At 72.6% G+C, this 17,275-nt stretch carries 18 protein-coding genes and 1 riboswitch; of the genes, 7 read left to right on the forward strand and 11 right to left on the reverse strand.

Annotation, left to right across the window (positions count from 1 at the left end):
* The first annotated feature begins 17 nt into the window (after window positions 1-17).
* Window positions 18-524, forward strand: coding sequence for an Lrp/AsnC family transcriptional regulator (locus AB0C22_RS21945; protein WP_219462394.1), 507 nt, complete (start codon window positions 18-20; stop codon window positions 522-524).
* A gap of 21 nt (window positions 525-545) precedes the next feature.
* On the opposite strand, the gene AB0C22_RS21950 is transcribed toward AB0C22_RS21945, so the two are convergent.
* Window positions 546-1,517 (reverse strand): DNA primase small subunit domain-containing protein, encoded by a 972-nt coding sequence (locus tag AB0C22_RS21950; RefSeq protein ID WP_219462397.1) that lies wholly within the window; start codon window positions 1,515-1,517, stop codon window positions 546-548.
* A 68-nt stretch (window positions 1,518-1,585) separates the two neighbouring features.
* Window positions 1,586-1,822, reverse strand: a complete 237-nt coding sequence (locus AB0C22_RS21955; RefSeq protein ID WP_204922898.1) for a winged helix-turn-helix domain-containing protein — start codon at window positions 1,820-1,822, stop codon at window positions 1,586-1,588.
* Window positions 1,823-2,009: 187 nt separating this feature from the next.
* Between AB0C22_RS21955 and AB0C22_RS21960 the strand changes: the two genes are divergently transcribed.
* Window positions 2,010-2,204: a hypothetical protein gene (locus AB0C22_RS21960; RefSeq protein WP_219462398.1), complete on the forward strand. Its 195-nt coding sequence runs from the start codon at window positions 2,010-2,012 to the stop codon at window positions 2,202-2,204.
* Window positions 2,205-2,214: 10 nt separating this feature from the next.
* Entirely contained in the window at window positions 2,215-2,835 is a 621-nt protein-coding gene (locus AB0C22_RS21965) for an L-threonylcarbamoyladenylate synthase (protein WP_219462400.1), read from the forward strand.
* Window positions 2,836-2,845: 10 nt separating this feature from the next.
* Here AB0C22_RS21965 and AB0C22_RS21970 read toward each other — a convergent pair whose 3' ends face one another.
* Complete coding sequence (locus AB0C22_RS21970) at window positions 2,846-3,376, reverse strand: hypothetical protein (protein WP_357536733.1); 531 nt, start codon at window positions 3,374-3,376, stop codon at window positions 2,846-2,848.
* 301 nt (window positions 3,377-3,677) lie between these two features.
* On the opposite strand from AB0C22_RS21970, the gene AB0C22_RS21975 reads away from it, so the two are divergent.
* Window positions 3,678-4,178 carry a hemerythrin domain-containing protein gene (locus AB0C22_RS21975; RefSeq protein ID WP_219462405.1) on the forward strand — a complete coding sequence of 167 codons (501 nt, stop codon included), beginning with the start codon at window positions 3,678-3,680 and terminating at the stop codon, window positions 4,176-4,178.
* Between the two features lie 105 nt (window positions 4,179-4,283).
* Here AB0C22_RS21975 and AB0C22_RS21980 read toward each other — a convergent pair whose 3' ends face one another.
* Window positions 4,284-4,721, reverse strand: a complete 438-nt coding sequence (locus tag AB0C22_RS21980; protein WP_357536735.1) for a helix-turn-helix domain-containing protein — start codon at window positions 4,719-4,721, stop codon at window positions 4,284-4,286.
* A gap of 116 nt (window positions 4,722-4,837) precedes the next feature.
* On the opposite strand from AB0C22_RS21980, the gene AB0C22_RS21985 reads away from it, so the two are divergent.
* Entirely contained in the window at window positions 4,838-5,653 is an 816-nt protein-coding gene (locus AB0C22_RS21985) for an SDR family NAD(P)-dependent oxidoreductase (RefSeq protein WP_357536737.1), read from the forward strand.
* A 9-nt stretch (window positions 5,654-5,662) separates the two neighbouring features.
* On the opposite strand, the gene AB0C22_RS21990 is transcribed toward AB0C22_RS21985, so the two are convergent.
* Window positions 5,663-6,532, reverse strand: coding sequence for a metallophosphoesterase (locus AB0C22_RS21990; RefSeq protein ID WP_357536739.1), 870 nt, complete (start codon window positions 6,530-6,532; stop codon window positions 5,663-5,665).
* Window positions 6,533-6,713: 181 nt separating this feature from the next.
* Window positions 6,714-6,803, forward strand: a riboswitch (ZMP/ZTP riboswitch).
* 18 nt (window positions 6,804-6,821) lie between these two features.
* On the opposite strand from AB0C22_RS21990, the gene AB0C22_RS21995 reads away from it, so the two are divergent.
* On the forward strand, window positions 6,822-8,258 hold the full coding sequence (locus AB0C22_RS21995) for a glycine hydroxymethyltransferase (RefSeq protein ID WP_219462414.1): 1,437 nt from the start codon (window positions 6,822-6,824) through the stop codon (window positions 8,256-8,258).
* Window positions 8,259-8,598: 340 nt separating this feature from the next.
* Here the strand turns inward: AB0C22_RS21995 and AB0C22_RS22000 are convergent, their stop codons facing one another.
* From AB0C22_RS22000 to AB0C22_RS22025, 6 genes are all read right to left on the reverse strand, one after another.
* Window positions 8,599-8,850, reverse strand: coding sequence for a hypothetical protein (locus tag AB0C22_RS22000; RefSeq protein WP_089003913.1), 252 nt, complete (start codon window positions 8,848-8,850; stop codon window positions 8,599-8,601).
* A 115-nt stretch (window positions 8,851-8,965) separates the two neighbouring features.
* Window positions 8,966-10,273, reverse strand: coding sequence for a PLP-dependent aminotransferase family protein (locus tag AB0C22_RS22005; protein ID WP_255597594.1), 1,308 nt, complete (start codon window positions 10,271-10,273; stop codon window positions 8,966-8,968).
* A gap of 4 nt (window positions 10,274-10,277) precedes the next feature.
* Entirely contained in the window at window positions 10,278-11,345 is a 1,068-nt protein-coding gene (locus AB0C22_RS22010) for an alpha-hydroxy acid oxidase (RefSeq protein ID WP_219470006.1), read from the reverse strand.
* A 161-nt stretch (window positions 11,346-11,506) separates the two neighbouring features.
* On the reverse strand, window positions 11,507-12,556 hold the full coding sequence (locus tag AB0C22_RS22015; RefSeq protein WP_219462415.1) for an alpha/beta hydrolase: 1,050 nt from the start codon (window positions 12,554-12,556) through the stop codon (window positions 11,507-11,509).
* A gap of 11 nt (window positions 12,557-12,567) precedes the next feature.
* Window positions 12,568-13,788: a cytochrome P450 gene (locus tag AB0C22_RS22020; RefSeq protein ID WP_219470010.1), complete on the reverse strand. Its 1,221-nt coding sequence runs from the start codon at window positions 13,786-13,788 to the stop codon at window positions 12,568-12,570.
* A 61-nt stretch (window positions 13,789-13,849) separates the two neighbouring features.
* The gene (locus AB0C22_RS22025; RefSeq protein ID WP_219470008.1) at window positions 13,850-15,133 is read right to left on the reverse strand and encodes an SGNH/GDSL hydrolase family protein; all 1,284 of its coding nucleotides are present in this window, start codon (window positions 15,131-15,133) and stop codon (window positions 13,850-13,852) included.
* Window positions 15,134-15,489: 356 nt separating this feature from the next.
* Here AB0C22_RS22025 and AB0C22_RS22030 point away from each other — a divergent pair, with 356 nt between their 5' ends.
* On the forward strand, window positions 15,490-17,106 hold the full coding sequence (locus AB0C22_RS22030; protein ID WP_357536742.1) for an AMP-binding protein: 1,617 nt from the start codon (window positions 15,490-15,492) through the stop codon (window positions 17,104-17,106).
* The last annotated feature ends 169 nt before the right edge of the window (window positions 17,107-17,275 follow it).

Below are 17,275 nucleotides of genomic sequence, written 5' to 3' on the forward strand. Positions count from 1 at the left end.
CTACCGAGGAGTATCTGATGAGCCAGCAGACCACCCCGCCGCCGGGCCCACCGGGCGCAACGGGACGTTCGGTCACGCCGCTGGACGAGGTGGACCGACGGGTCCTCGACGAACTCACCCGGGACGGCCGGCTGTCCATGCGCACCCTCGCCGAACGGGTGCACGTGTCGCGCACCAACGCGTACGCCCGGGTGGAGCGGCTGCTGCGCGACGGGGTGATCACCGGGTTCCGGGCCCGGGTGGCACCCGAGCCGGCCGGGCTGGGCACCTCGGCGTACATCTCGTTGACCATCCAGCAGAACACCTGGCGGGAGGTGTCGGCAGAGCTGGCCCGGGTGCGCTACATCGAGCACGTGGCGCTGCTCAGCGGGGAACACGACGTGTTGGCGCTGGTCCGCGCGCCGGACAACGCCACCCTGCGGGACGTGGTGCTCAGCCGGGTGCAGGGCATCGCCGGGGTGCTGTCCACCCGCACCTGGCTGGTCTTCGACGAGTTCGACGGGGCCGGCAGCCCCTGGGCCTGAGTGACGGCCCGGCGCGGTTGGTCAGCGTTCGGGTGGGGCGGCCAGGCCGGCGCGGTCGGCCAGGGCCAGCAGCGGCTCCAGGGAGTAGCGGTCGCCGTCCAGGCCGGCGTGCGGGTCGCCGCGCTCGGCGAACCGGGCCGGCATGGTCAGCACGTCGAAGTCCTCCGGGCGGGCGTCGTCCAGCTCCGCCCAGTCCAGAGGGGCCGACACCAGCGCCGCCGGGGTGGGCCGGATCGAGTACGCCGACGTGACGGTGTGGTCGCGGGCCATCTGGTTGTAGTCGATGAAGACCGGCCGGTCCCGCTGCTCGCGCCACCAGGTGGTGGTGACCAGGTCGGGCAGCCGACGCCCCAACTCGTGGCCCAGGGCGAGCACCGCGCGTCGGCACTCGCCGAAGCTCCACCGGGGCTCGATGGACAGATAGACGTGCAGGCCGCGCCCGCCCGTGGTCTTGGGGTAGCCGACCATGCCCAGCTCGGCGAGGAAGGCCCGGACCTCGTGCGCCACCGGCACCACCTGGTCGAAGCCGACCCCCGGCATCGGGTCCAGGTCGATCCGGAGCTGATCGGGGCGCTCCACGTCGGCCGCCGTCACCGGCCAGGGATGGAACCGCAGGGTGCCGAGGTTGGCCGCCCAGATCACCACCGCCAGCTCGCCCGGCGCGACCTCGTCGGCGGTACGGCCGCTGGGGAAGGTGAGGTGTGCGGTGCGCACCCAGTCGGGAGCGCCGGCCGGGAGCCGTTTCTGATAGAAGGCGTCACCCCGGTTGTCCTGCCGGGTGCCGATCTTCGCCCCCTCGAACACGCCGCGCGGCCAGCGCTCCAGCATCGTCGGCCGGTCCCGCAGGGCACGCAGGATGCCGTCGCCGACGGCGAGGAAGTAGCCGACCACGTCCCGCTTGGTCAGCCCGCGCTCGGGAAAGTAGGGCTTGTCGGGGCTGGAGACGCGGACCAGCCGCTCCCCCACCTGGATCTCCTCGGCCGCCGTCGCCACGCTCACACGGTAACGGCCACCCCCGACACCCGGAGCCGGCTCACCGGATCGCAGCGATACGCGGAGGGCTACGCCTCGGGTTGCCCGACGTAGGTGCCGCGCTGCGGCACGGTGTAGACCAGCCCACGCTCGCGAAGCTCCGCGACGGCACGCCGGGCGGTCCCCCGGGCCACCCCGAACTCCTGCACGATCGCCGCTTCGCTCGGAATCGGTCGATGCGCCGCGAGGTCACCGTTGCTGATCCGACCAGCCAAGATGTTTGCCACCTGGCGGTAGACCGGCACCGGGCCGTCTGGATCGATCATGGCAAGAAACTAATCGAGCCAAGACGAGGCAGGTTCTTTAGCTACGTCCCTAGACGTTCATGCTTGTACACCACTACCGTAAGTGGCAGCTCGTGACGATCAGTCATCTGGGCTGCCGGTAGCGGTCCGGGTACCTGATCGGGGATCGGTGCCCGGATCTGCCCGTACCCGGAGGGGTCCCATGCCGATGGACGACGGACCGGTCACGCCCGCCCTGGTCATCTGGACCGCGCAGCGGGTGGTGGCGCAGCACCACGAGGCACCGGACGGGCCGCCACCCCTGCGCCGTTGCTTCCAGTGCCGCGACGGCGGCTGCCACATGCTGACCTGGGCGCGCGACGTGCTCCGGGCTCACCGGCGACCGCCGCCACTCCCCCACTAGGCTCGCCGCCATGGCGATCTATCTCGACGTACACCCGGAGAACCCGCAGCCACGGACGATCGCCCGGGTGGTCGACCTGCTGCGCGGCGACGGCCTGATCGCCTATCCGACCGACTCGTGCTTCGCGCTCGGCTGCCAGCTGGGCAACCGGGACGGCCTCGACCGGATCCGGGAGATCCGGCACCTGGACAGCAAGCACCACTTCACCCTGGTGTGCCGGGACTTCGCGCAGCTCGGCCAGTTCGTGCACATCAACAACGCGGTGTTCCGGTCGCTGAAGGCGGCCACCCCGGGCAGCTACACCTTCATCCTGCCCGCGACCAAGGAGGTGCCGCGCCGGCTGCTGCACCCCAGGAAGAAGACCGTCGGGGTACGCATCCCCGACCATCCGGTCGCGCAGGCGCTGCTGGCGGCGCTGGGTGAACCGTTGGTGTCGAGCACCCTGCTGCTGCCCGGCGAGACGGAACCGATGACCCAGGGCTGGGAAATCAAGGAACGGCTCGACCACGCGATCGACGCGGTGATCGACTCCGGCGAGTGCGGCACCCTACCCACCACCGTGGTCGACTTCTCCGCCGACGAGCCGGAGATCGTCCGCTACGGCGCGGGCGACCCGACCCGCTTCGAGTAGGCCCGCCGGGTCAGGAACCGGGTTCCACGGGCGGCAGCGGCAACGGCTCGACCACCGGGTCGACGCCGTGGGTGGAGTGCGCGGGTGCCGGGCGGGCCGGCCCCGGGGTCCGGCGGTGCCGGCGACCCGCGCCCACCGGCCCGGCCCGCCGGGCCACCTCGCAGGTGACCAGGTGGATCGGGGCCGGTGGCACGGCGAACCGCCCCGGACCCCAGCGCACCCAGAGGGCGACCCGGCCGGCGTCGGCCTCCGCCGCGAGCTTCTCCCAGGTACGCCGCCGGTCGGTGTGGTCAACCTCGACGACCACCGGCGGGCCGTCGCGGCGGGCACACGCCACGTCCACTACCGAGTGGCGGTCCGTCATCGGCGGCGGCAGCGGCAGCACGCTCGCCGCCCGACGGTATGAGCGCCAGCCCTGCTCGGCGGCCCAGACCAGCACGGCGTCGATGATCAGCGCGGTCACCTCGTCGGTGCCCAGGTCGACGAACTCCAGCCCGGCCAGCCGCCCGGTGAGTGATGCCGCCAGCCGTTCGCCGTCCACCCGGGCAGGATATCGACTCACCGATCACGGTCCACCTCCACCCAGACCCGGCGGGGACCGGGCGGGCCGCCGGGCGGAGGACTCCGGTCGACCGCACCGACCGTGCGCCCGGGATCCGGCTCGCGGCCGGTCAGGTGGTGCTGTTCGGCCGGATCGGGTTCCTCGCCCGCGACCTGCTCGACGAGATACCGCACACCGTCGCCACCGTCTGAGGTTGCCGGACATTCGTCGACCGCGATCCGTTTCCGCAGCTCACCCAGGGGTACCGGGATGGCCGTCAGCCGATCAAGGAGGTCTGCCGGTGTCCACCGACGCCATCGTCCTGCTCAAAGAGGACCACAAGGAGATGCGCCGCCTCTTCCGCGAGTTCGAAAAGGCGCAGGAGGGACCGGCCAGTCGCCGCCGCAAGGTGGTCGACGAGATCGTGGCAGCCCTCACCACCCACACCTACCTCGAGAACGAGGTGATGTACCCGCAGGTCCGCAAGCTCCTGCCGGACCTGGAGGACGACATCCTGGAGTCGTACGAGGAGCACCACGTCGCCGACGTGCTCTGCGCCGAACTGGCCGCGATGGACGCCTCCGACGACCACTTCGTCGCCAAGACCACGGTGCTGATCGAGAACGTCGAGCACCACGTCGAGGAGGAGGAGCAGGAGTGGTTCCCCAAGGTGCGGGAGGCGCTCGGCCGCAACCAGCTCCAGGAGATCGGCGAGCGGATGATCGCGCTGCGCCCGGACGCGCCCCGCTCGCCCAGTGACCCGAAGGCGATCAAGAGCGCCCGGCACGCCACCACCGCCTGACCCGACCGGCAACACCCGCACCGGAGTACGTCAAGGGGCCCGACCGGCTGGTCGGGCCCCGCTCGGTCCCGCCGGGGCGGTCAGCGAGGGCCCGCGTGGGTCCGGTCAGAGACCCGTGCGGTGCGGCAGGGACGACGCGGGGACGGTGGCCCGGTGCCGGGCGGCGGCCAGCTCGGGCCCGTGGCGGACCGCCCAGTCGGCGAGGCCGGACAGCGGACCGAGCAGGCTCTGCCCGAGCGGCGTGAGGCGGTACTCGACGCTGGGCGGGACGGTGGGATGGACGTCCCGCAGCACCAGGCCGGCCCCCTCCAGGCCCCGCAACGTGCGGGTCAGCATCCGCTGGCTGATGCCGTCGATGGTGCGGTGCAGCTCGTTGAACCGGTACGGCCGGCGGCCCAGCAGGGTCAGCACCAGCATCGACCACTTGTCGCTGAGTAGCCGCAGCACCTCGGTGACCGGGCAGTGCTCGTACTCGTCGGCCGGCACGGGCGTCGGCAGGACCGCCGCCACCAGGGAACGAACCTCCGTGTGCGGTACGGACATGAAAGTGCCTTCTTCCCTCGGTCGCCGAGCCCGAAGAGGATTGTGCCGTCCGCGATCCACGGTCGACGTCCGGTGCCTGACGGGGTCACCGGCCGGCAGCGGCAGGGAGGGGCGGCATGCGCGTCACGGTCATCAGCGGCGGCACCGACGGCATGGGCCGGGCGACGCTCGAAGCCCGGATCCGCCGTGGCGACGAGGTCGTCGCCATCGGCAGCAACCCGGCGAAGGGGCAGGCCGTGCGGGCGCTCTCCGGCCGGGTGCACTTCCTCCGGGCGGATCTGCGCTCGGTGGCGGAGACCCGCAGGGTCGTCGACACCATCAGGCGACGGTGGCCGAAGGTGGACGCCCTGGCACTGTTCGCCAACCGGCCGGTACCCCGGCGGGTGGTCACCGACGAGGGCCTGGAGCAGACCTTCGCGCTCTACTACCTGAGCCGTTACCTGCTCAGTCACGGTCTACGCGACCAACTGGACGCCGCCGAACAGCCGGTGATCGTCAACGTCGTGGGGGTCGGCATCACCCGGGGATCGATCCACTGGGACGACCTCCAGCTCACCCGGAAGTACGGCATGGTCGACGCACAGTTGCAGGCCGGCCGGGCGAACGACCTGCTCGGGGTGGACTTCGCGGCGCGGTCCGGCTCGCGGGCACGGTATGTGCTCTACCACCCCGGCTTCACCCGCAGCGGCGACCTGTCCACCATGCCGGCGGCGATCCGTGGGGTGATCCGGGCGGCGTCGGTCGTCGCCAGGCCGGTCGGGAAGTCGATCCGCCCCGTCGTGGCGTGGATCGACAACCCACCGTCGGATGCCCTGACCGCCAACGACCGGGGCAGACCCGTTCCGCTGTCGACCACGACGCTCGACCCGGCCGCCGCCCGCCGCCTCGGCACGATGACCGACTCGCTGGTCACCCGCCTCGACGCCGGCTGAGCCGGTGGTTCACCAGAGGGTCACCGGTGCGCCCGTCGGCGCGGGCAGGATCTGCCGTACCCGGCCGGGGGCCACACTGCGCTGCCGCCACTCCCGGGGATAACCCACCGAGACCTCCTCGAACCGCACCCCGTCCTTCCAGGTGGTACGCGGAATGTGCAGGTGCCCGTAGACCACCGTGGTGGCGGCGAACCGGCGGTGCCAGTCGGCGGTGGCCTCCGTCCCGCACCACTGGGCAAAGATCGGATAGCGCAGCACATCGGTCGGGTGGCGGTCCAACGGCCAGTGGTTGACCAGCACGGTGGGCAGCGCCGGATCGCGGGCGGCCAACCGGCGGGCGGTCTCCTCCAGCCGGGCCGCACACCACTCCTGCCGGCTCGGATACGGGTCGGGATGCAGCAGGAACTCGTCGGTGCAGACGATCCCGGTCCGGTACGCCTCGGCCAGCGCGGCCTCCCGGGTGTCGAACCCCGGCGGTCGCCAGCTGTAGTCGTAGAGCAGGAACAGCGGGGCGACCAGCGCCGGACCGCCCGGCCCCCGCCACACCCGGTAGTCGTCCTCCGGGGTGACCACACCCAACTCCCGGCACCGTCGCACCAGCAGGTCGTAGCGGTCCACCCCGCGCAGGGTCACCGGGTCGGCCGGCGGGGTCCACAGCTCGTGGTTGCCGGGTGCCCAGATGACGGTGTCGAAGCGTTCGGCGAGCGTGCCGAGCGCCCACTCGATGTCGGCCACGGTGTCCGCCACGTCACCGGCGACGATCAGCCAGTCCCGTGGCGAGGTGGGCCGCAGCGCCTCGACCAGGGCACGATTCTCCGCGTACCCGATGTGCAGATCGCTGATCGCGACCAGACTGCCCTCGGTGTCCTCCCCCAGCATCCGCCGATCGTACGCAGCCGACCGCCCGGCGTGGAGCCACCGCAACGGCCACCGCAAAGGCGGTGGCCGGCCGACCGAGCCGGTACCGGGGCACCGGAGCTCCGCACGATCGGAGAACCCGGCCGGCTGCCCGGCACCGGCAGGTACGCACGGGCAGCCCGAACGGCACCCGGTAGGATCGTCGGTGGGCCGTGACTGGCGCGTGGGGATGGAGCACCATCGGGAAGCGGCCCCGTCATGAGGACGCACGCCGAGCGCCTGGGCCTTCCGCACGTCACCTGGAGGTCGCATGTCGCGCAACGCCGAATCCACCGCTTTCCTCAGCGCGCTCGAGGTGATCCGGGCGGTCGAACCCCGGGTGGCCGACGCGATCGGCGCGGAGCTGACCGACCAGCGTGAGTCGCTGAAGCTGATCGCCAGCGAGAACTACGCCTCCCCGGCGACCCTGCTCACCATGGGCAACTGGTTCAGCGACAAGTACGCCGAGGGCACCGTCGGCCGTCGCTTCTACGCCGGCTGCCAGAACGTCGACACCGTCGAAGCGCTCGCCGCCGAACACGCCAAGGCGCTGTTCGGGGCCTCCCACGCCTACGTGCAGCCGCACTCCGGCATCGACGCCAACCTGGTCGCCTTCTGGGCGATCCTGGCCGACCGGGTCGAGTCCCCCGCCCTCAAGAAGGCCCAGGTACGCCAGGTCAACGACCTGACCGAGGCGGACTGGTTCGCGCTGCGCCGCGAGCTGGGCAACCAGCGGATGCTGGGCATGTCGCTGGACGCCGGCGGGCACCTCACCCACGGTTTCCGACCCAACATCTCCGGCAAAATGTTCGACCAGCGCAGCTACGGCACCGACCCGGCCACCGGCCTGATCGACTATGACCGGGTCGCCGAGGCCGCCCGGGAGTTCAAGCCGCTGATCCTGGTCGCCGGCTACTCGGCGTACCCCCGGAAGGTGAACTTCCGGATCATGCGGGAGATCGCCGACTCGGTCGGGGCCACCTTCATGGTCGACATGGCGCACTTCGCCGGCCTGGTCGCCGGCAAGGTCTTCACCGGCGACTTCGACCCGGTGCCGCACGCGCACATCGTCACCACCACCACCCACAAGTCGCTGCGCGGGCCGCGCGGCGGCATGGTGCTCTGCGGCCCGGAGCTGGCCGACCAGGTCGACCGGGGCTGCCCGATGGTGCTCGGCGGTCCGCTGCCGCACGTGATGGCGGCCAAGGCGGTCGCGCTGGCCGAGGCCCGCCGGCCCGACTTCGCCGACTACGCCCAGCGGATCGTCGACAACGCCCAGGCCCTCGCCGAAGGGCTGCTGCGCCGGGGCACCACCCTGGTCACCGGCGGCACCGACAACCACCTGGTGCTGCTCGACGTATCCGGCTACGGTCTCACCGGCCGGCAGGCCGAGCAGGCGCTGCTCGACTCGGGCATCGTGACCAACCGCAACGCCGTCCCGCAGGACCGCAACGGCGCCTGGTACACCTCCGGCATCCGGATCGGCACCCCCGCGCTGACCACCCGGGGTCTGGGCACCGCCGAGATGGACGTCACCGCCGAGCTGATCCACACCGTGCTCAGCCAGACCACGCCGGGCGCCAACGCCGACGGCACCCCGTCCAAGGCCAAGTACGTCCTCGACCCGGCGGTCGCCGACAAGATCAGCAAGCAGGCCACCGACCTCCTCGCCGCCCACCCCCTCTACCCCACCATCAACCTGGGCTGACTGTAAGCCCGGCCCGGCCCCGCCATTCCGGCACCCCGCCCCGCCACGCTCCCTCGCGGTGATCAAGAGGTTTAGGTCACGAAAGCCCTCATCAGTGACCCAAACCTCTTGATCACCGACCCTCACCACCGTGCCGGCCCCACCACCGTGCCGACCCCGACCAGGGACAGCCGGAGGGTGGGGGTGAGGCCGGGTTGGGCTGCTGGGGTGATCAAGAGGTTTAGGTCAGGAAAGGTGGTTCTGGTGACCAAAACCTCTTGATCAACCGGGAGACCGGGGGCGGAGGCGGGGGCAGGGACGGGGAGAGATCGGGGCGGGGACGGGCGGGCAGGGGTGGGGGTCAGGGGAGGGGGCGCTTGAGGTGGTAGCGGTGGACTTCGGTGCTGCCCTGGATGTTGTTGACGTCCTCGGCGGCGGAGACCAACTCCCAGCCCTCCCGACCGACCCGGTTGAGGTGGGCGATGGCGGTGTCGCCGTAGGCCGTGACGTCGGTGCGTGAGCCGTCCGGGCCGTACCAGACGAACGAGACGTGGAACTGGCGTCCCTGCCCCTGGTAGCGGCGGACCAACAGGGCGTACTCCCAAGCGATCATGCGTCCATTATGGCCACCGGCCCATCCGTCGCACAGCACGGGAGGTGGCGGTTCGATGACACGCGGTGCCGGTCGGCGCGGTGACCGGGTCGGCCGGAGCACGGCAACCGCGCGGTCAGCGGAGGCCGGTCAGTTCGTCGGTGATCAGGGCGGCCAACCGGTCCAGCCCGAGGTCGATCTGCTCCGGGGTGACGGCGCTGACCGACAGTCGCAGCGCGTCGACCGGGCGGCCGTCGTCGTAGAAGTGCGCCATCGGCGTCCAGAGCACACCGTACCGCTGCGCGGAGCGCCGCAGCAGCGCGTCGTCGACCGGGAACGGCACGGTGACCACCACGAAGAAGCCACCGGCCGGCGCGTTCCAGCGCACCGGCGAGCCGGCCGGGAAACGTCGCCGCAGACCGGCCAGCAGGTGGTCCCGGTTGCGGGTGTACGCCGCCCGTTCCCGCCGGTTCGCGGTCACCAGTGAGCAGGCGTGCTCCAGCAACGCCCCGCCGATCACGGCCTGGGCCAGCGGCGACGTGTTCACCGAGACCATGCTCTTGATCTTGGCGAGCTGGTCGGCGAACAACCCCACCGCACCGTCGAGCCCGCCGACCCGCTGGTCGGCCACCAGATAGCCGATCCGGGCCCCGGGGAGCACCGTCTTGGCGAACGAGCCGAGGTAGACCACCCGGCGTCGGGTGTCGAGCGCCTTGAGCGTCGGCACCCGGTCGGCGTCCCCGGCCGGGAAGAGGCCGTACGGGTTGTCCTCGATCAGCAGCAGGTCCTCCTCGACGGCCAGGCCGAGCAACCGCCGCCGGTCGGCCACCGGGATGCTGGTGCCGGACGGGTTGGCGAAGTCGGGCATCACGTAGCAGGCCCGGGGCCGCAACCCCTCGTCGCGCGCCCGACGCACCTGGGCCCGCAGGTCGGCCAGGTCGATTCCGGTCGGGCCGGCGGCGACCGGGCGCACCGGCAGGTCCACCAGCCGGGCCGCGCCGGTCAGCCCCACGTACGTCGGGGCGACGGCGAGCAGCACGTCGGTCGGGCCGGCCCGTAACGCCCGCAGCACCAGCAGCATCGCCTCCTGGCAGCCGACGGTCACCACCACCGCCTCGTCGTCGACGTGGACGTCCTCGTCGACGGCGAGGTTGCGGGCGATCAGATGGTGGATGATCCCCTTGGTCCGGCCGTACTGGAACAGGGTGCGGCGGACCTGGTCGGGGCTCTGCCCGAGGTCGTCGGCGAGGTGCCGGCGGAACCGGTCCAGCCAGCGGCCCGGCGCGTCGTCGTCGAAGAACTCCTCGTAGGGTCGCCCGGCGGCCAGCGACACCGCGTCGGGCCAGTGCTGGGAGACCTCGTTGAGGAAGTTCATCGAGTTCAGCGCCGGGTCGTCGACCGCCGGGTGCAGGGTCGCCAGGTCCAGGTCCACCAGATGCTCCAACGGGTCAGCCTCCGGTCAGGGTACGCAGCCGCCGGGCCTGCCCCGGGTCGGCGCAGCCGGTCAGGGTCAGCGCGTCGCGCAACTCGACGGCGAGCAGGTCGAGGGCGGCCCGCGCGCCGGCCCGGCCACCGGCCGCGAGCGCCCACAGCATCGGGCGGCCGAGCAGCACCCCGGTCGCGCCGAGGGCGAGCGCGCGCAGCACGTCCGTGCCGGACCGTACCCCGCTGTCCAACAGCACCTCGATCCGCTCGCCGACGGCCGCGACCACCTCGGGCAGCATGGTGGCGGTGGCCGGTGCACCGTCGAGCTGCCGGCCACCGTGGTTGGAGACCACCACGGCGTCCACGCCGACGTCGGCGGCGCGGACCGCGTCACGCGGGTCGAGGATCCCCTTGACCAGCAGCGGCAGCCGGGTGCGCTCCCGCAGCCAGGCCAGGTCCGCCCAGGTCAGCGCGGGGGCGAAGGCGGCTTCGGTGTGCGCGGCGATGGCGGACACCCCGGGCGTGCCGGTGTGGGCCAGGTCGTCGCGGCCGGCAGGCAGGTTGGCGGCGGTCACCTCCGGCGGCAACGCGAAGCCGTTACGCACGTCGCGCAGCCGCCGGCCGAGCGCCGGCACGTCGACGGTGACCATCAGCGCGGCACAGCCGGCAGCCTGTGCCCGGTCGAGCAGATCGGCGACCAGGCCCCGGTCGCGTAGCCAGTAGAGCTGGAACCAGACGGGCCCGTCGGTGGCGGCGACGACCTGTTCGATCGGGGTGCTGCTCAACGTGCTCAGCACGTAGGGCACCCCCGCTGCGCCGGCCGCCGCCGCGAGCGCCGGTTCGCCGTCGGGATGCAGCAACCGTTGGTACGCCATCGGCGCGACCGCCACCGGCATCGCCTGTTCCCGCCCGAGCAGCACCGTGTCGGTGCGGGGCCGCTCCACCCCGGTCAGCACCCGGGGTAGCACGGCGACCCGGTCCAGGGCGGCCCGGTTGGCGGTGAGGGTGGTCTCGACGCCGCTGCCCCCGTCGACGAAGTCCCAGACCCCGGTTGGAAGGGTCGCCCGGGCCAGGTCGGCGAAGTCCGCCAGACTGACCGGCGGCCGGTCCGCCTGGCCGGCCCACCCGGCGGTGGCTGACCCGGCACCGACCGACCCGACGGACTCCGACCCGGCACCGGCCGAGCCGACGAGTGCCGAGCCGACGGAATCCGACCCGGCGGTGGCCGACCCGGCGGTGCGGGGGTGCTCCGTCACCGAGCGTCCCCGACCGTGGCGGTGGCCGGGGTGTCCGCCGCCGGGGTGGGCAGCCCGAAGACCTCCCGGAGGAAGGCGGCGGCCTCGTCCTGGGCACGCCGACCGGCGTCGAAGACACCGGGCATGGCGAAGAAGCCGTGGATCATGCCGGAGTAGCGGGTGGCCCGCACCGGCACGCCGGCCTCGCGCAGCCGCTGCGCGTACCGCTCCCCCTCGTCGCACAGCGGGTCGTGTTCGGCGGTGACCACCAGGGCCGGCGGCAGGCCGGACAGGTCGTCGGCGAGCAACGGCGAGGCCAGCGGGTCGGCCGCGTCCGCCGGGTCGGCCAGGTAGTGACCCCGGTACCAGTCGACGGAGTGCTTGTTGAACAGCAGCGGGTCCTGCTCGTCGGCGGCGGCCCGGGGTTCGGCGTCGGTTGCCGGGTCGACGGCGGTTGCCGGGTCGGTGCCCCGGCCGGGACGCGGGCGGTCGGCCCGCTGGTCGGTGTTCGGATAGACCAGCAGCTGCCCGGCCAGCCGGGGGCCGCCCTCGGCGCGGGCCAGCAGGGTCACCGCCGCCGCCAGGTTGCCACCGGCGCTGTCCCCGCCCACGACCAGTCGCTCCGGGTCCACCCCGAGGTCGGCGGCGTGCTCGGCCAGCCAACGGGTGGCGGCGTGGCAGTCCAGCACCGCCGCCGGGAACGGGTGCTCCGGGGCCAGCCGGTACCCGACCGTCACCACCTGGCAGGGAGTGGCGTTGGCCAGCCGGCGGCAGATCCCGTCGGCGGTCTCCACACTGCCCAGCGTCCAACCACCACCGAAGAAGTAGACCAGGGTGGGCAGCGGGCCGTCGCCGGCCGGCCGGTGCACCCGGACCCGCAGGTCCCCGGCGGGGCCGGGCACGGTCGTGTCGCGTACCTCGTGGACCGGCTCGACGTCGCCGCCGCCGGCCCGGATCGCGGCGAGGTCGGCGGCGCGGGCCTCGGCGAGGGTCTGGGTGTACAGCGGTGGGGTGCCGGCGGCGGCCCGCGCGGCCCGGTAGGCCACCACCTGGGGATCGAGGGACATGGGATCGGCTCCTATCCGCCGGTGGTGACGAAGAGCTTGTCGATGCCGCGCAGGAACAGGCTCCCGCTGTAGTCGGGCCGCTGGCTGACCGCGAGCCCGGGGAACCGGGCGAACAGCCGGGGCAGGCCGATGCGGCCCTCCAGGCGGGACACGGCCGCGCCGAGGCAGAAGTGCGGGCCGACGCCGAAAGCCAGCGACGGGGGGCCCTCGCGGCGCGGGTCGAACCGGTCCGGCTCGGGAAACCGGCGCGGGTCCCGGTTGGCCCCGGCGATGATCAGCAGCACGTTCTCGTCCCGGGCGACCGGCACGCCGCCCAGCACGGTGTCCCGGGGCGCGGCGCGGGCCAGGAAGTGCACCGGGCTCTGCAGCCGCAGCACCTCGTCCACGCAGCCCTGCGCCAGGGTCTCGTCACCCGGCAGCGCGGCCACGGTCTCCGGGTGGGCCAGCAGCACCGGCAGGCCGTTGCTGAACATGTAGACGGTGGTGACGAAGCTGGCGTTGAACAGCACGATCAGGTTGCTGATCAACTCCTCCTCGGTCAGGTCGACCTCACCGGAGTCCAGCGCCTCGACCAGCCCGGAGATCAGGTCCTCGCCCGGCTGGCGACGACGGTGCACGATCAGGTCCCGGTAGAGCGCCCGCAGCTCCTCGGCAGCCTGGTTGGCCAACGCCAGCCGCTCCGGGGTCTTGCCCGCCACGTCGAGAAACTCGTCGATCCAGTCGACCCGCTGCCGGTACCAGGCCAGCTCGCTCTCGGGCAGGCCGATGAACTCGGCCATCACCAGCGCCGGCACCGGGTAGGCGAAGTCCGCGACGAAGTCGACCTCGGAGCCGTCCGCGCCGGCGTCGGCCATCCGGTCCAGCAGGGTGTCGACCACCCGGACGATCACCGGTTCCAGCGCGCCGAGCCGGCGCGGGGTGAACGTACGGGAGAACACACCCCGCATCCGCCCGTGGTCGGGGGCGTTGACGAACATCATCGACGACTGGAAGGTCCGCAGGATCTCCTCGTCCTGCCAGCCCGGTGGGGCCTGCTTGTACCACTCCGGGTCGCGCAGCACCTGGTCGACCAGGTCGTAGCCGACGGCCACCGCGCTGACCGTACTGTGCTCCGGGCGGTTCGGGATGACGCTGATCGGCCCGTGCTCGTGCAGGGCCGCATACCACGGATAGGGGTCCTGCCGGCCGGCCTCGCTGTAGAGACCGGTCAGGATCTTGTCGACGTCCACGATGGTGCTTCCTCCCCAGGAATGACCGGGGGGCGACGGGGTCACCCCCGCCGCCCCACCGGTGTCACAGACCGAGCAGTCGAAGTGGTACGGCGTCCGCCAACGCCTGGTTGCCGGCGTCGTTCGGGTGGATGTGGTCACCGGCGTCGTACGCGGGCAGCAGCCGGCTCGGCTGGGCCGGGTCACGCAGCACCGCGTCGAAGTCGAGCAGCCCGTCGAACTCGGCCGCACCCGGGCCCCGCAGCCAGGTGTTCACCGCCTGCCGGGTGGCGTCCTTCTCCGGCGTCCACACCCCCGGGTTGCCGTGCCCCTCGTACGGGGTGAGGGTGACGGCGAGGCTGCGCAGGCCGCGCGCCTTGGCCTGCTTGTTGATCTGCCGCAGCGAGGCGATGATCCGGTCGGCGGAGTCGTCGGACATCCAGATGTCGTTGATGCCGAGGTGGGTCACCAGGGTCTTCACGCCGGTCTGCGGGAAGACGTCCTCGTTGAGCCGGGCCAACGCGTTCGGACCCAGCTCGTAGTAGCCGGGGAAACCGCCCGCGCCGGGCTCGGTGCCCTCGTGGTTGAGCCGGTTGCCGGCCAGGCTCAGGTTGAGCACCCCCGGGGTACGCACCTCGGGACGGGCGGCGACCAGCCGCCCGGCGAGCAGCTCCGGCCAGCGCTTGTTGGCGTTGACGGTGCTGCCGTTGGCGTCCCCGATCGAGTCGCTGAGCACCACCACCGCACCGGGGTTAGCCGGACGCAGCACGTCGATGCCGGACAGGAACATCCAGCAGCAGTCCGGACGGATGGTGAAGCCGGCGCCGTCGGCGGCGGTGGTCAGGTCGTTCGCCCCGATGAAGGTGGTGACCTTGGACTGGCCGTGGAAGGTGACCGGCCCGGTGAGCACCGGGAAGTGCAGGGTGACGACTAGGTCCTCCTGCTCGGCCACCTGGTAGGTCAGCGGGTCGCTGAGCAGCTCGGCACCCTTGTTCATGGTCGCCGAGGTGGCACCGCCGAACTTCAGCTCCCGCAGGGTGCCGGGGACGATGTCCGACCGGTCGGTGACGGTGGTCTTGTCGGGACGGGCGACGGTGGCGTGCCCGACCTGCACCGCCTGCTCGCCGTAGAGGTTGCTCAGCCGGACCCGCAGCCGCTCCCCGCCCACGGTGGTGCGCACGGTCATCCGGATGCTCTGGTTGTTCAGGCCGGTGTTGGTCAGCCCGGCGGTGTTGCCACGGGTGACCGCCGCGGCCCACGTACCCGCCCACTGCGGCCGGGCGGCTGCCTCGCCGCCGGCGTCGGACGGTCCGGCGCTGGCCACCACCGCCGGGGCGCTCACGACCAGCAACACGGCCGCGGACGCTATGACCTGCCATCTCTTCGGGGTCGACATTGAACCTCCATGTTGGGCCGCCCAGGGCCGGCGCCCATTGACGGCACCGCCCGGACGATGGTCCAGAAACCTAGCGGCGACGTCTGACAGGCGTCAATCAACCCGATAGACATGATCAAAAGTCCATGATGGCCGGTCACTCGCCGTTCGGCTCTGTCCCCCGGCGACACCGTCGGCCTAGGCTCGCTAGCGGCGGCGGTGCGGTCGCCCACTTCCCGCACCCCGTCGCGGGCCGGGCTCTGAACTGCTCGGACGCCATCCCGGCCGGTCGCCACGGCGGGTCCCACCGGGCCGCCGACGACCCGCCGCATCGACCTGGGGGCTGTGCGATGACCGACGGGGCCGACCGATCCACCACCTACGTACACGACGCGCTGGAGTTGTTCGCCGGGTTCGGCGACCGGGAGGCGCTGGTCGGCGACGGCCGGCGGCTGACCTACCCGCAGGTCGCCGCCGAGGTACGCGGGCTGGCGCACGCCCTCACCCGCCACGGGGTACGCCCCGGCGCGGCGGTGCTGGTGATGCTCGGCAACGCCGTGGAGGGCCCGCTGCTCCAACTCGCCCTGCACCTGCTCGGCTGCCGGACGATGTGGATCGCCCCGGTCACCTCCCGGCGGGAGATCGACGAGTTCGTCCGGCTGGCCCGCCCCGACGTGTTCGTGCACCACGCGTACGCCCCGGACGGGCTGGGTGACCAGATCGCCGCGTCGCTGCCCGGGGTGCCGGTGCTGCGACTGGGCATCGAGCTGACCGCCACCACCCCGCCGGCGGACCCGGACCCCGCCACCACCCCGCAGGTCGGCGTGAGCCTGAGCGCCGACGACCCGTCGGTCGGCCTACCGGCCGGGGTGCCCGTGCCGGAGTCGTTCCTGCAGACCAGTGGCACCACCGGCACCCCCAAGCTGGTGCACCACCGGGAGAGCTTCTACCGGCAGGTGCTGGCGCTGGCGGCCGACTTCCGGGCCGCCGGCTTCCCCCTGCTGCGGCACCTGTCGCACTCCCCGATGTGGCTGGCCAGCGGGCAGATCACCACCCTGTTCAACCTGTTCACCGGCGGCGTGCTCTTCCTGCGCCAGCAGTGGGACCCGGCCGCCTTCATCGCCACCGTGGACGCCGAGCGGCTCACCTCCACCTTCGTCACCCCGCCGATGCTCTACGAGGTGCTCGACCATCCGGCCCTGCCCGGCGCGGACTTCTCCGCCATGTTCATGTTCAACGTGGGTGCCGGGCCGGCCGCGCCCGCCCGGCTGCGCCAGGCCATCGCCCGGTTCGGCCCGTGCCTACGCATCGTGTACGGCCTCAGCGAGGCGGTGGTGATCTGCGCCCAGCCCGGCCTGACCGAGGACCCGGCGCACCCGGAGCGGCTCGGTTCCTGCGGCCGGCCCTACGGGGACGTCACCGTGGAGATCCGCGACGCCGACGGGCAGGCGCTGCCGGCCGGCACGGACGGCGAGGTGTGGGTGCGGACGAAACTGAGCTTCCACGGCTACCACGGTCAACCCGAACTGACCGCCGAGACGCTCGTCGACGGCTGGGTACGCACCCGCGACATCGGCCACCTCGACGACGACGGGTTCCTCTACCTGGTCGACCGGTTGCAGGACCGAATCCTCACCCGCCAGCGCAGCTGGCCGATCTACTCCCGGCCGATCGAGGACGTCCTCGCCGGGCATCCGCAGGTACGCGCGGCGGCGGTGATCGGGGTGCCCGACCCGGTCGCCGGGGAGCTGCCGTACGCGTACGTGGTGCGGACGCCGGGGGCGACGGTGACCGGGGCGGAGCTGATCGACCTGGTCACCGCCGAACTGAGCGACACCTGGGCGCCGGGTGCGGTGGAGTTCGTCGACGCGCTGCCCCTGAACCGGTCGGCGAAGGTGGACAAGCGGGCGCTGCGCGAGCGGTACACCACCGGCGCTCCCGCCGATCCGGTCGGCAGCCCGTCGTGACCGCCGACGCCGACACCGGCCCCCGTACGGCCACCCACGCCGACGGCGACCCGGCCGACGGCGACCCCCGTACGGCCACCGACGCCGACGGCTACCCGGCCGACGGCGACGCCGTCGGGGCTCCCGGCGGGGCGTCGGGCCTGCGGGCGGGAGCCGACCCGACCGGTCC

Source organism: Micromonospora sp. NPDC048894 (assembly GCF_040649765.1).
Taxonomy (GTDB): Bacteria; Actinomycetota; Actinomycetes; order Mycobacteriales; family Micromonosporaceae; genus Micromonospora; species Micromonospora antibiotica.

What these genes read in the sequence shown, in the direction of transcription:
- AB0C22_RS21945 (WP_219462394.1), top strand. Translation starts at nt 18, where the DNA reads ATGAGCCAGCAGACCACCCCGCCGCCGGGCCCACCGGGCGCAACGGGA.
- AB0C22_RS21955 (WP_204922898.1), bottom strand. Translation starts at nt 1,822, where the DNA reads ATGATCGATCCAGACGGCCCGGTGCCGGTCTACCGCCAGGTGGCAAAC.
- AB0C22_RS21960 (WP_219462398.1), top strand. Translation starts at nt 2,010, where the DNA reads ATGGACGACGGACCGGTCACGCCCGCCCTGGTCATCTGGACCGCGCAG.
- AB0C22_RS21965 (WP_219462400.1), top strand. Translation starts at nt 2,215, where the DNA reads ATGGCGATCTATCTCGACGTACACCCGGAGAACCCGCAGCCACGGACG.
- AB0C22_RS21980 (WP_357536735.1), bottom strand. Translation starts at nt 4,721, where the DNA reads ATGTCCGTACCGCACACGGAGGTTCGTTCCCTGGTGGCGGCGGTCCTG.
- AB0C22_RS21985 (WP_357536737.1), top strand. Translation starts at nt 4,838, where the DNA reads ATGCGCGTCACGGTCATCAGCGGCGGCACCGACGGCATGGGCCGGGCG.
- AB0C22_RS21990 (WP_357536739.1), bottom strand. Translation starts at nt 6,532, where the DNA reads ATGCTGGGGGAGGACACCGAGGGCAGTCTGGTCGCGATCAGCGATCTG.
- AB0C22_RS21995 (WP_219462414.1), top strand. Translation starts at nt 6,822, where the DNA reads ATGTCGCGCAACGCCGAATCCACCGCTTTCCTCAGCGCGCTCGAGGTG.
- AB0C22_RS22000 (WP_089003913.1), bottom strand. Translation starts at nt 8,850, where the DNA reads ATGATCGCTTGGGAGTACGCCCTGTTGGTCCGCCGCTACCAGGGGCAG.
- AB0C22_RS22015 (WP_219462415.1), bottom strand. Translation starts at nt 12,556, where the DNA reads ATGTCCCTCGATCCCCAGGTGGTGGCCTACCGGGCCGCGCGGGCCGCC.
- AB0C22_RS22030 (WP_357536742.1), top strand. Translation starts at nt 15,490, where the DNA reads ATGACCGACGGGGCCGACCGATCCACCACCTACGTACACGACGCGCTG.